This is a genomic window from Cohnella baijiui, assembly GCF_020731285.1.
Lineage (GTDB): Bacteria > Bacillota > Bacilli > Paenibacillales > Paenibacillaceae > Cohnella.
In genome coordinates this window covers 328,282-340,651 of sequence record NZ_JAJFOW010000002.1, presented here as the reverse complement: position 1 = coordinate 340,651, position 12,370 = coordinate 328,282, and the positions used below count along the sequence as shown (strand labels likewise).

Here is a 12,370-nt window from a genome sequence, read left to right as displayed (position 1 = left end):
AAGATTATTCGGAGGTAAGTTAATGATAAGAACTTCGATCTTCATCGTTTTAACAATAATCGTAATCCTTGCAGGTTGCAGTAACGAACCTGAAAAGAATACTGCAGACACTCAGCCGTCAGAGTCCAGTCAGGATAACGAACCGGCAGAAAATATTTCAAACATTCAGGAATCCATAGATTCGAAACAAAGCAAACCTCATATTGTATTAACGGATGAACAAATTTTAATGAAACCTCCGGGACGTCTTACCGGTATCGACTATAATGAACAGAATGTTCAGGAGGCTTTGGACAAATTGCCAACTGACCTGACAGCCGATCAATATATGGAAGAACTACTCCTCCTGTTGGCTGAAGACTATCGTCCCTATGTGTCCACTTTCATTAATTTTGAATCCGATATTACTGTGAATAATCAGCGGCCTAATGCAAAAATTACTTTGCCCACCAGTAGGAAGCTGCATATTTCAATTTTGCTGGATGCAAGCGGCAGCATGAATGCAAAGATTAATGGCAAATCAAAAATGGATTCCGCAAAAGAAGCCATTCAGAGCTTCGGGGATAAGCTGCCCAAAAATGCAGAGGCATCGTTGCGGGTTTATGGGCATAAGGGAACTGGAAGCAATGAAGATAAACAAATATCTTGCAGCAGTACGGAAGAAATCTTTCATGGTCAAGGCGTGCAGACAGATCAAATAAAAGCGGCGCTTCAAGATGTGAAACCTGCCGGATGGACACCAATTGCGAATGCGCTGGAATCTGTAAAGCAGGATATAGATCCTGAGACAACCGATTCGGTCGTATATGTGGTAAGCGATGGAATTGAGACATGCGGAGGCGATCCCGTACAGGTTGCCAAAGAGCTCCATCAATCCAAGGTGAAGACAGTTGTCAATATTATTGGCTTTGATGTGGATAATGAAGGTCAAAAGATGCTCCGGCAGGTTGCTGCATCCGGCGGCGGAGAGTTTGCTTCCATTGATAATGATGAAGCGCTGAAAAATTACTTGATCAAGGCGTATGAAAAACTGCGCGGCGAGTGGACGCTTTGGATCGAAAAAGGAACAGGGCAAGCCAATATTCAAAAGGAAAAGAAACAAGGTGAGCTCAATAAGACGCGGGAAACGATGCAGCGTCTGGTGAACCAGGAAAATGCAAATTTGCTGGCGGCCCTTGAATATATAAAAATGAAGCAAGAAAATGATTTCCCTTGGAGCGATATCAGTAAAAAAATTGGCGAACGCAAAAGTTTTGCGTGGAGTTACGCAGATAAAACGGGCAGGCGCTTATATAACGAAGTTTCCCAAAACGGCAAGCAGGTTTATGACGACATCAAGGATGAAGGGGAGAAGAATATCGATGATTTGACGGATAAAACAAAAAATTAGCAGCGCACGCTTTGAGGGACCTTATTCGCTTATTGCAATCCGCTGGGGTATGGATCCGAAGTATGACGTTGCTATTTTTAGTGATGGATCTGACAGGCGGAAATCCGTTGGCCGAATTCATGCTAAAAACCAAGTTTCAACATTCAATCGATCAAAGAAAGGTGAGATAGCTGTGCGTACGCAGGAAAAAAGAGGGATTATTGTGATTACTGGGGCAATGGCCTCGGGAAAGTCGACGGTTGCTCAACTGCTTGCTGAAAAATTTAATAAAGGAGTTCATTTGCGCGGAGATACATTCCGAAGGATGATCGTTAGCGGAAGAGAGGAGATGCTGCAGGATTCGGAGGGAGAAGCGATCAAGCAGCTTCGCTTGCGCCACCAAATTACCGCCGCTGCCGCAGACGCTTACTTTGAAGCGGGGTTTAATGTCGTGATACAGGATGTTATTATCGGTTCTATGCTTCAGGAAACCATAGACTTTATTCGGAATCGTCCGTTATACGTTATCGTGCTGACACCGAGTCAGGAAATTATAGCATGTAGGGAAGCGGCTCGACCCAAAAAAGGGTATGGTTTGTGGACAATAGCTGAGCTTGATCGCAGATTGCGCGAAGAAACGCCCAAGATCGGTATGTGGCTTAACTCTTCCGATCAAACTGCCGAGGAAACTGTGGAGCAGATTTGGCAGGAAGCATGGAAGGAAGCCGTTGTATAATTGACACACAGGATTGCGAAGAAAAATTGCAAAATTACGCACAATGTAGAACAAATCAGCTCCACATCAACCGCCTTGAAGAAACGTTGCGTTTTGAGGCTCTTATTGGCTCGGTATTGATGAAACTCACATTATCAAGCCTCGTTGTGTCTTGACCAATATCGAAGAACATATATTGCTTGATGTCCTGCCGAGCCGCAACAAGAAAACGGTCATTGAAGGTTCGATCGGAAACGAATGAACATAAACAAACCTGAAAAGTAAAATCCGTAAGAAAAAAGGAGAAATCTTATGGTGCGTATTGATGAAATTGAGTCTGATGTATTTCGTCTTTCAATCTTCTCAACGGAATCCGGATTCCAGTACAATGCATTTTTAGTCCGAGACGAGGAGCCTCTTTTGTACCATACAGGCCCAAAATCACTTTTTTCTCAGTTCAGTCAAGCAGTTGCTAGCCTAATTGATCTTAAACAATTGCGCTGGATTAGTTACAGTCATTTCGAATCGGACGAATGCGGTGCACTCAATGAATGGCTCACAATTGCACCTCAAGCTGAGGCTGTAACCGGGATTGTTGGGGCGGCGGTAAACGGGGATTTCGCTATTAGACCGATTCGTTCGCTTCAGGACAACGAGGTATTCAGTACTGGGAAAAAAAGATTCCGTTACTTGCGCACACCCCATCTTCCGCATGGGTGGGATGCAGGATTGCTTTTTGAAGAGACCGACCGGACTCTCTTCACTTCTGACTTGTTCCATCAAAACGGTGATGTGGAACCACTCACTGAGAATAGTTTAATTGATCGGTTTAAAGAAGTGTTACAAAACTCACAAGGTCCATTTTCCAACTATATTCCCTATACCTTACATACAGAGCAGATGCTTCGTAAACTAGCAGATCTAAACCCTAAAACACTTGCTGTTATGCATGGATCTTCATACAAGGGCGACGGTAAGAGTGCTATTGAAGAACTCATTAAAGTAATGCAACAAATGTAAGGTATGCTAGCGCTAGCAAAGATTCACTCCCGATCCCCCAAATGAGATTGGTGTCGATTAAAATGTAATCGTAGTTTTCTTCATCGATTCCAGCAATGAGGCCAGTATTTTATCGCTGCCCATTTCATCCCGCAGGTTAATTTCCGAAACGGACAGTTCGATGTTGCTTGGTATGAGGTCAATGTTGTCTTGAGAATACAGAAAAGTCTCCGCCGCGGAAATCGTTTTGTCGCTCATATTGGCATCCAGAATATTGCACATGCTGATGGGCAGTTTATCTGTTGAAACCCTCCTTGGAGTCAAAGTTCTACTTTGATTTGTCAATAGCAGGGAGCGGGCTGATTCTGGTGACGTTCTCTCCGAGTTCTCGCAAACGTACAGAATTGGCCGCTTTTTGATGTCTTTTCGGGAAGCCTTGCGGCACTTGGAAAAGACAGAAAAACCCGCGAAAAACCTTGATTCTACAAGGCTTTTCGCGGGTTTTATATTCCTCATCCTTAACTTGTTTTCCGCTTGGGTCTCAATCGCGTGCGCGATTCAGGTTCCAGTGGTGGCAATACCGTGGAAGTTCGAGTCCTCTCGACCGCACCATACTTAAAACGAAACCCTTCGAAATTAATCGAAGGGTTATTTTTGTTTCTCTAAAGTCAAGCCCAGTTGCTTCAAGTCAATCACTGCATTTAACTGCATAAGAATATCAAGCCCGAGAAGTCCATTGATGTTTCCTATAGGATCGATCACTCCAAAATCCAGCTTCACTTGGCAGGAAATGAGAGAACCGCCGGGGCTTGTTCCGGCGGTTCTTGCTTGGATGGGAGTGTTACACGTTCTCGCAAGGATTGCCCGCGAGATTCCGCCCTCTGGCCAGCCAAAATCTCCAGCCCTTGTTCCGCTCGGGATCGACCTTCGTATCGGCAGAGATGTACCGCATCGTATAGCCGCAGCGCCGGTTAGGGCTGGTGTTGGCCGTTGCGCCGTGAATGATGCGCGAATCGTGAAGCGAACATTCGCCTTTCTCGAGCTCGAAATAGACCGCTTGGGATTCGTCGATGTTCTTGATTTGGGCGTGGAAGGTGTTATCTTTCTTGTCGACGTTCTCGTATTCCGAGAACCCGTTGTGGTGTGTGCCGGGAATGACGCGCATGCAGCCGTTTTCTTTCTTGCTCGGATCGAGCGCCAGCCAGATCGTAACGATGTTGTCGTACTTATCGAAGCGTCCTTCCCAGTAGGCCGAATCCTCATGCCAGGGCGTCTGCCGGCCGGTATAAGGGTCCTTGCTGATAAAATGACTGGACCATAGAATGATGTCCGGTCCGATCAGACTTTCGACCAGATCGAGCGATTCGTCGCTCAGCAGAAAATCAAGCAGCCGCTCGTCACGGAAATGCGGGGTGTCCAATTCATCCGACAGCTTCGCCCCTTTGAGCGCCAACTGCTCCTCAAAGATTTCCGTCAGCTTGGCCAGCTTTTCCTCCGAGAACAACGGCTTCTTATGCAGCACATAGCCGTTTTCTTTGTAAAAGGCGACTTCTTGCTCGTTCAGCTTGGTCATAATCAGTGGTGCCTCCTTTTGATTTGGGATAGGTTTATTATAGGAAATGGCGCCGATTCCATCTTCCGCGCTTCTGATCTGATTTGTTGTATTTTGATTTTCGAATCGAATTTATAGCGAAATTGGGCAACGATATTTATGTTCATATGATATAATGGGCTTGCAAGACGAAGTTCATTTGAGGAGGGGCAACTCAGATGATCCATTTATACGGACAAGATTTGTTGGATTCGGTAACGGAGGCGCACTACGCATACCATAAATCGCTGAACACCGTCACCGGCGAGCATTCGCACGATTTCTACGAGGTATTCTTGATTACCAAGGGCGCGTTCTATCATCAGGTCAACCGGCGACGAACCTATTTGTCCGAGGGCCATCTGGTGTTTATCCGGCCGAACGACGTTCATTATTACGAGAATGACGATCGTCGCGATGGCGAATTGATCAACCTGGCTTTCTCGACCTCGACTATGGAGGCGCTGGTCCAATATCTCGGCGGAGGGTTCGAGCTGGAAAAATTGCTGCAGCCGGAAGAATCGCCGTGCGTGTTCATCGACAAGCATGAGCTCGACGCCTTGAAGGAGCGCTTGCAGCTGCTGACGTTCATCTCGGCGGAGGACAAGCCGAGGATGAGACGGGAGGTTCGGGCGCTGCTAGCCGAAATCTTCGTCCGTTATTTCTCGGAAAGTCCCATGGAGGAGATCGATTCCGGCATGCCGGATTGGCTCGAACAGGTTCAGAAGAAGATGCAGAACAAGGAGAACTTCTCCGAGGGAATCAGCCGCCTGAACGAACTGTGTCCCAAATCGCCGGAGCATCTGAGTCGAATGATCAAGAAGCACTTCGGGCAGACGCCGACCGAATGGATCAATGGCATGCGGTTGAAATACGCCGCGAATCTGCTGGTTTATACGGATGAGAGCGTAATCGAGATCAGTATGGAAGCCGGCTATAAAAATTTGAGCCACTTCTACCACCGTTTTAAGGAATACTACGGATCCTCCCCCGCGCAATATCGCAAACTGCACCGCAAGATCATCATTCCGAACTGAAGGTCAGAATAGTACAAGGCTTATCATGAGCAACCAAGACGTAAAACTCCCTTTTGGCTATATTGTTAGTAGTCCGGACAATTGGCGGAAGAAATGAGGGAATCGCATGAAAATGAAGGCGAGCGTCATCACTGGGCCGCAAAAGAGCGAGCTGGTCGAGACGGACGTGCCGTCGATCGGCGACGAAGAGGTACTGATTCGGGTCAAGGTTTGCGGGGTGTGCGCCTCCGAGCTTCATCCGTGGATGGAAGGAGCGGGCTGGCTGGAAGCTCCCGGGAAACGACCGATCTTCGGCCATGAGCCGGTCGGTGTCATCGAACGGATGGGCGCCAGGGTCGAGGGCTTCCGGATCGGGGACCGCGTGACCGGTTTGGTTCAGCACGCCTTCGCCCAATATGCGAAAGCGAATTACCGGGTAATCGTCAAAGTTCCGGAGGAGCTGGACGATCTGGAAGCACTGGGCGAGCCGCTATCGTGCCTAATGAGTGGAGCGAGCCGCACGCCAGTAGCCCTCGGAGACGAGGTGGCGGTTGTTGGGGCCGGGTTCATGGGATTGGGCTTCCTACAGCTGATGCGGCTCAAAGGGGCGGGTCGTCTGATCGCGGTGGATACGCGCGAGGAGAGCCTGGAGCATGCGCGGCGCTTCGGCGCGGAGGAACGGTTCGCGCCGCAGGACGTCAATGCGAAATACAAAGTGACGGCATGGGCCCACATGGATCAAGGAATCCCGGGCGTTCAGGTGGCGGTCGAGGCGTCCGGCTCCCAGGGCGGGCTTCAGCTCGCGGGGGAAATGGCGGGCGTTCACGGCGTGCTCTCGATCGTCGGCTACCATCAGGGAAACAGCGGCATGCGGAACGTCAACATGGAGTTGTGGAATTGGAAAGCGCTGACGGTCATCAACGCGCACGAACGCAGAAGCCAGGTCCATGTCAAGGAGATGGAAGCCGGTCTGAAGCTGATTGCCGGCGGCCAATTGAACATGAAGGACATGATTACGCACGTCTTTTCCTTGGATGAGGTCGATCTGGCGTACGACGCGATTCGGACCAAGCCTCCAGGATTTATCAAATCGGTCATCAAGATCGATTGACCGGACCATGAGGGGCTGATTGACAGGATGGGTACTGTTATATGGTTTCGGGCCGGTCTTCTTGTTCCTTGCTCCGAAAGCATCAAGAGCCCGATACGGCCTTAACGGTTGTTCGGGCTCCTTTACGTTTATTCCTTCACCGAACCGAGCACGATCCCTTTTACGAAAAAGCGTTGCAGGAACGGATACACGAGCAGAATCGGAAGTGCGCCGATGAAAATCTGGGCTGCTTTGACCGTTCGTTGAGACATGTTTTTGAGCGACTCCGAATCGACAGATAACCGACTGAAATCCTGCTGTACGACGACCGTCTGAAGGAATGTGGCAAGCGGATACTTCTCCAGATCGGACATATAGATAAGGCCATCGAACCAGGAATTCCAGTGGAACACCATGGTGAACAGAGAAATCGCCGCAATGGCCGGCATCGCGATCGGAACATAAATTTGGAACAGAATTCGGAAATAACCTGCGCCATCGATGAGTGCCGCTTCTTCCAGCGCCTTGGGTACGGAGGTCCGGAAAAAGTTCATCATGAGAATCAAGTTAAAGGAATTAATGGCTACTGGAAGCACGAGCGCCCAGATTGAATTCATGAGTCCCATTTTCGAAATCAGAATATAGGAAGGAATGAGTCCGCCATTGAACAACATGGCGAAGACGAACAGCCATACATACCACTTGCGTCCCTTGAATTCAATATCATCCTTGGATAGAGGATACGCGATCATGACTGTAAGAATCATGGAGAGGACGGTCCCGAGTATCGTTCGTAAGAATGAAGTCTGCAGCGAATTCAAGAAGTTCGGATTATCTATCGTCTCCGCATAGGCATCGACTGTGAAGTCGATCGGCCACAGTCCGACCAGGTTGGCCCCAGCCGCTTCTTTCCCGCTGAAGGAGACGGCGAGTACGTGAACAATCGGAATTATACAAGTAATGGCTATGGCGCCTAACAGAATGTAATTGAAAACCTTGAATGTTTGATAGGAACCGGAGCTGTAGCGCATGGACATGGTCTCCTTGTTAGAAAATGCGATAGTCGGCAAATTTATAGGCTAACCGGTAGGCAATGACGATTAGCACGAAGCTAATGACGGCCTTGAACAAGCCAACAGCCGTACCGAAGCTGAATTGTCCACTCAGTAGGGCCATTCGATAGACGTAGGTATCGATTATATCGCCTTTGTCGTAAACAAGCGGGTTGTACAGGTTGAATATTTGGTCGAAGCCTGCATTCAGAATGTTGCCCAGAGACAACGTGCCAACGACGATCGCCATCGGGAGCAGCAACGGCACGGTAATGTGAATGATCTGTTTCCAACGGTTGGCGCCATCTACGACGGCGGCCTCGTACAGTTCACCGTTGATTCCGGCAAGAGCGGCCAAGAACACAATGGTCCCGAAGCCGAATTCTTTCCATACGTCGCTGACAATGACGACAAACCGGAACCAATTTCCGTCGCCAAGGAAGAAGATCGGTTTAATGCCGAACAAGCTGCTCAATACTTGGGTGACGATACCGCCTTGAGGATTAAGGATGTCCAGCAGGATGCCGCCCAGAATGACCCAGGACATGAAGTGAGGGAGGTAGACAAGCGTTTGTACGGTGCGTTTGAACGCAACCTTCGTGACTTCATTCAACAGTAAGGCGAATAGGAACGGCGTGACCAACTGGAATACGATTTTTAAGGAAGCGATTACAAATGTGTTCCAAATCACTTGTTTGGTATCGGAGAAAGACGCTATCTCACGGAAATGATCGAGTCCGACCCACTCCGAACCCGTAAAGCCGGTGTAAGGCTTGTAATCCTGAAAGGCCATCATAATGCCAGGCATCGGACCGTATTGGAAGATCAACAACACTACCAGTCCGGGAAGAACCATGCTGTGTAACGGCCATGTACGTTTCAAGTTCCATTTCTGCTTTGAGCTGTGCATTATCTCCACCGCCTGTCTTTGATTCTTTATATTCCTATGGTATACGCTGCGCCACCACTATCTGAATATCAAAAACTAAACATAGAAGCACAATATTAATCAAAAAGGGAGTAGGCAGAATCAATTCGAGGTTAAAAAACAACTTCTATAGAGTTGGAGATGAATCGATCATGCGTATGAGTTGGAACTTCAACATTTTCCGCAAAGTTTATGTGCTGATTTTTTTGTTTTTAATTCCGGTACTCGTTTTGTACTACTATTCCAATCAAATCAGCGTCGAAGTCGTGGAAAAAGAAATTAACAACCGCAATCTCAACAAGCTGTCCTATGTACTGAGTCAACTTGAAAGCGATTTCGAACAGTTGTCGCTGATATCGTTGGCGCTCGTCCAAGATCCGGATATTCACAAGTACGTGAACAGCGACGTGTTCATGAAGACATTCGAGGACGATTATGATTTGGTTGAGCTGAAGGTCAAGATTATGGAGAAAATATCGTTTCTCAGCCTGCTTAATCATTGGAGGAATGGAATCTTTATCTATTCCAACAACCGCAGTGAAGTGCTCAGCAGCAATATTTTGCTTCGGGGAAACTTCACGCCCAACGAATTCAGTCCAAATTGGGAATATAACCCGCAAGATGACTTGTTTTATAAGCACACGGTTGCCCCGGGGGCCGATCCCAAAGACGATCAGGATAACCAGCTCATCGTGGAGGTCAGAGCTCCTGTATCTTATATTCGCCAGATGCTGGAGCAACTGAAGGTCGGGGGGGACGGCGATCCGTTCCTCTATCGGCCTTCCACGCCGCCCATCGTCAATGGCACAACCAATGAGCCGTTAGTTGAACAACTGAATCATCGATTGGATCAGGAGAAGTTGCAAGAAGCGGGTCATATTACCGAAAAAATCAACGGGAAAAAATATTTGATTACCTACGTACATTCTTCAGTCATGGGATGGACGCTGGCCGATTATGCCAAGGTGGACAGCATTCTGGCGCCAATCGAGATGGGGCGCAACTTTTTCTGGATTTCCGTTGGCATGCTGCTCATCTTGTGCTTCGTCGTTGCGCTGCTCTTATTCTTCCACGTTCAGAGGCCGACTGGCGAGCTGATCGACAGTATGCATCGGCTGAAGAAGGGAGATTATCAAGTACGGCTTCGACCGGATAAGAACAATGTGTTCTACTTTATTTTCAAACGATTCAACGAAATGGCCGCAGAAATTCAACATTTGATCGAGAAAGCGTACGTGGAGAAGTTACGAACGAACGAAGCAGTCATGAAGCAGCTTCAAGCGCAGATCAACCCTCATTTTCTATACAACAGTCTATTCTTCATCCAAACGATGGCCAAGGGGGGAAGGGAAGAGGAGGTCGAGGCGATCTGTATGCATTTGAGCGAGTATTATCGATACGCCACGCGAGTGGATCGTCAGACGGTCACGTTACGGGAGGAACTGAGTTACATCCGTAATTATTTGGAAATCCATGTGATGCGAACGCAGCGGATTCATTATGAGATCAACGTGCCGGAGGATATGCTGGAAATGGAAATTCCGAGGATGCTCGTGCAGCCGCTTGTCGAGAACGCGATCAAGCACGGCGTAGAGCCTAAGCCGGGAGAATGCTTGATCCGAATAGGGGGGGAAACGGCTAACGGAAGGCATCATTTGTATATCGAGGATAGCGGTGTTGGCATGTCCTCCGAGAAAGTGGACCATCTGAACGGTCTAATTCGGCAATCTGCGAACGAAGAAGATGAAATCGGATGCGGAGTATGGAACATTCACCAGCGGATGAAGTTCAAGTTCGGCGAGGAAGCCGGATTGGTCTTCTCTTCTCGAGACGAAGGCGGATTGCTTGTCGGCCTGCATTGGCCAGACGATCAAGCGGAAGGTGGGGAACGGAATGTTCAAATTGCTGTTGGTTGATGACGAGAGGCCGGTCGTAGAGGGTCTAAAGGAGATCATTCCGTGGGAGGAGCTTAAGGTCGATCAGGTGTATATCGCCGTCTCTGCCCAAAATGCGTTACATGTGATGAATCAACATGCGATCGATATTGTCGTGACGGACATCCAGATGCCTGGCATATCCGGCATCGAGCTGATAAAGGAAATCGAACGGAGATGGCCGAGAACGAAAATCATTCTGCTATCCGGACACGCCGAGTTCGAATATGCCAAGCAGGCGATCAAGCAGAACGTCATCGATTACCTGCTCAAGCCGATTCGCGACAATACGCTAATCGATGCGGTCAACCGTGCCCAAGAGCTGCTTCGGCAGGAATGGGAGCAGATCGGATCCTACGAGCGCTCGATTCAGGCGCTTAGAGAAAACCTTCCGCTTTTAAGGGAGAACCTGCTAAACGAACTGCTGCAAGGCGGGAAAATTCGGAAGGAGGAATGGGAGCGCAAGCGGGAGATGCTGGACATTCCATTTTTCCCTGAAGACGAATGCTCGCTGATGCTGGTTCGGATGGACGAGCTTGGCCGTCTGGGAGAAGATCATCCTGCTTTGGCGGAATTCGCTATCGGCAATATCGCCGCAGAGGCGTTGTCCGGAAGCTTTCATACTTGGAAGTGCAAAGTAAATCACGGTTTCCTGATTTTCGTCATGAAGCTGAAGTCGGTTAGAGCGGAGGAAATGGTGCAGGAGGATGAGGAAGAGTGGATACAGGTGCGCAAGCGCCTTCTGGAGGAGGCCGCGAGTCAGTTCCAGAACATGGTTAGCCACTACTTGAAAAGCAAAGTTTCCATCCTGATCAGCAATTGGGGTGTTTTTCCCGGAGATCTCAAGTTGCTGTATCAGCAGGCCCTGTCCTCGCTTATTAAATACGTCGGCGATTCGGAGGACTTCTTGCATGCCTTGATGGAGACGAAGCCGCACGTTGCTGCGCTGCGCAGTCTTCATGAGCACCCGACCGTAGCTCATCTGCTGGAAGTCAGCAACTGGAAGCGCGTCTACGATAAGGTTGGAGAAATCTTCAGCGAGTTGAACCGCATCGATGTGCGACATCGGGAGTTCCTGATGGAGGTCTATTTCTCGGTTAGCAGCGCTGTAGCGATGACGGCTCATAACAACGGGTATTTGCTGTCCGAGGTATTGGGCGATGACGATTACGCGGCGTTGATGCAGCCCTCGTACGATTCGGTTCGGGCTCTAGAACTGCTGACTTACAGGGTATTGAACAAAATGGAAGCCAGAATGACCGGTGATTTGCAGGGCAACCGTCTTTCTATCGTTCAGAAGGTGCATTCATTTATTGAGAAGCACCTCGATTCGGACGTGTCGCTGCAATCGATATCCGAGCATGTCTATTTGCATCCCGTCTATTTGTCTAAAGTGTACAAGCTCGAAACCGGCGAAGGATTAAGCGACTATATTAACCGGATTCGCATGGAGAAGGCTTGCCACTTGCTCAAGTGTTCTCGTCAGAAAATATACGAGATTGCCGCCGCGCTAGGTTATCAAAACAATTACTTTATCCGCGTGTTCAAGCGCCAATACGGCATTACTCCTCAGGAGTACCGGAGAATTCAAACTTGAAACCGTTGCCAAACATCATCTTACAGAATGCTATTTTGTTTAGATTGTGATATTTATCCGCCAAAACAGGCCGTAATAT

General features: G+C 48.6%; 11 protein-coding genes and 1 pseudogene. 8 read left to right on the top strand and 4 right to left on the bottom strand.

Features of this window, described 5'->3' with window-relative positions; genetic code table 11:
- The first annotated feature begins 22 nt into the window (after window positions 1–22).
- From LKX83_RS03260 to LKX83_RS03245, 4 genes and pseudogenes are all read left to right on the top strand, one after another.
- Entirely contained in the window at window positions 23–1,390 is a 1,368-nt protein-coding gene (locus LKX83_RS03260) for a VWA domain-containing protein (RefSeq protein ID WP_227880738.1), read from the top strand.
- Window positions 1,391–1,439: 49 nt separating this feature from the next.
- Window positions 1,440–2,105 (top strand): phosphotransferase-like protein, encoded by a 666-nt coding sequence (locus LKX83_RS03255; protein ID WP_227880737.1) that lies wholly within the window; start codon window positions 1,440–1,442, stop codon window positions 2,103–2,105.
- Between the two features lie 62 nt (window positions 2,106–2,167).
- Window positions 2,168–2,322, top strand: a pseudogene (locus LKX83_RS34685) (ISL3 family transposase); the annotation flags it as partial.
- Between the two features lie 74 nt (window positions 2,323–2,396).
- The gene (locus tag LKX83_RS03245; protein WP_227880736.1) at window positions 2,397–3,104 is read left to right on the top strand and encodes an oxygen-binding di-iron domain-containing protein; all 708 of its coding nucleotides are present in this window, start codon (window positions 2,397–2,399) and stop codon (window positions 3,102–3,104) included.
- A 57-nt stretch (window positions 3,105–3,161) separates the two neighbouring features.
- On the opposite strand, the gene LKX83_RS03240 is transcribed toward LKX83_RS03245, so the two are convergent.
- Complete coding sequence (locus LKX83_RS03240; protein WP_227880735.1) at window positions 3,162–3,341, bottom strand: AAA family ATPase; 180 nt, start codon at window positions 3,339–3,341, stop codon at window positions 3,162–3,164.
- A 583-nt stretch (window positions 3,342–3,924) separates the two neighbouring features.
- A complete protein-coding gene (locus tag LKX83_RS03235) occupies window positions 3,925–4,656 on the bottom strand; it encodes a phytanoyl-CoA dioxygenase family protein (protein WP_227880734.1) in 732 nt (243 codons plus the stop codon).
- 197 nt (window positions 4,657–4,853) lie between these two features.
- On the opposite strand from LKX83_RS03235, the gene LKX83_RS03230 reads away from it, so the two are divergent.
- Together LKX83_RS03230 and LKX83_RS03225 are read left to right on the top strand one after the other, a co-directional pair.
- Entirely contained in the window at window positions 4,854–5,711 is an 858-nt protein-coding gene (locus LKX83_RS03230) for a helix-turn-helix transcriptional regulator (protein ID WP_227880733.1), read from the top strand.
- 106 nt (window positions 5,712–5,817) lie between these two features.
- A complete protein-coding gene (locus tag LKX83_RS03225; protein ID WP_227880732.1) occupies window positions 5,818–6,801 on the top strand; it encodes an alcohol dehydrogenase catalytic domain-containing protein in 984 nt (327 codons plus the stop codon).
- Window positions 6,802–6,929: 128 nt separating this feature from the next.
- Here LKX83_RS03225 and LKX83_RS03220 read toward each other — a convergent pair whose 3' ends face one another.
- A complete protein-coding gene (locus LKX83_RS03220) occupies window positions 6,930–7,811 on the bottom strand; it encodes a carbohydrate ABC transporter permease (RefSeq protein ID WP_227880731.1) in 882 nt (293 codons plus the stop codon).
- Window positions 7,812–7,827: 16 nt separating this feature from the next.
- Window positions 7,828–8,742, bottom strand: coding sequence for an ABC transporter permease (locus LKX83_RS03215; RefSeq protein WP_227880730.1), 915 nt, complete (start codon window positions 8,740–8,742; stop codon window positions 7,828–7,830).
- 170 nt (window positions 8,743–8,912) lie between these two features.
- Between LKX83_RS03215 and LKX83_RS03210 the strand changes: the two genes are divergently transcribed.
- Both LKX83_RS03210 and LKX83_RS03205 read left to right on the top strand, forming a co-directional pair.
- The gene (locus tag LKX83_RS03210; RefSeq protein WP_227880729.1) at window positions 8,913–10,676 is read left to right on the top strand and encodes a cache domain-containing sensor histidine kinase; all 1,764 of its coding nucleotides are present in this window, start codon (window positions 8,913–8,915) and stop codon (window positions 10,674–10,676) included.
- Window positions 10,654–12,291: a response regulator gene (locus tag LKX83_RS03205; RefSeq protein ID WP_227880728.1), complete on the top strand. Its 1,638-nt coding sequence runs from the start codon at window positions 10,654–10,656 to the stop codon at window positions 12,289–12,291. The genes LKX83_RS03210 and LKX83_RS03205 overlap by 23 nt, the downstream gene beginning before the upstream one ends.
- Window positions 12,292–12,370 lie beyond the last annotated feature (79 nt).

Coding starts and splice junctions, on each gene's coding strand:
- LKX83_RS03260 (WP_227880738.1), top strand. CDS start 23: ATGATAAGAACTTCGATCTTCATCGTTTTAACAATAATCGTAATCCTT.
- LKX83_RS03255 (WP_227880737.1), top strand. CDS start 1,440: ATGGATCCGAAGTATGACGTTGCTATTTTTAGTGATGGATCTGACAGG.
- LKX83_RS03245 (WP_227880736.1), top strand. CDS start 2,397: ATGGTGCGTATTGATGAAATTGAGTCTGATGTATTTCGTCTTTCAATC.
- LKX83_RS03240 (WP_227880735.1), bottom strand. CDS start 3,341: ATGAGCGACAAAACGATTTCCGCGGCGGAGACTTTTCTGTATTCTCAA.
- LKX83_RS03235 (WP_227880734.1), bottom strand. CDS start 4,656: ATGACCAAGCTGAACGAGCAAGAAGTCGCCTTTTACAAAGAAAACGGC.
- LKX83_RS03230 (WP_227880733.1), top strand. CDS start 4,854: ATGATCCATTTATACGGACAAGATTTGTTGGATTCGGTAACGGAGGCG.
- LKX83_RS03225 (WP_227880732.1), top strand. CDS start 5,818: ATGAAAATGAAGGCGAGCGTCATCACTGGGCCGCAAAAGAGCGAGCTG.
- LKX83_RS03220 (WP_227880731.1), bottom strand. CDS start 7,811: ATGCGCTACAGCTCCGGTTCCTATCAAACATTCAAGGTTTTCAATTAC.
- LKX83_RS03215 (WP_227880730.1), bottom strand. CDS start 8,742: ATGCACAGCTCAAAGCAGAAATGGAACTTGAAACGTACATGGCCGTTA.
- LKX83_RS03210 (WP_227880729.1), top strand. CDS start 8,913: ATGCGTATGAGTTGGAACTTCAACATTTTCCGCAAAGTTTATGTGCTG.
- LKX83_RS03205 (WP_227880728.1), top strand. CDS start 10,654: ATGTTCAAATTGCTGTTGGTTGATGACGAGAGGCCGGTCGTAGAGGGT.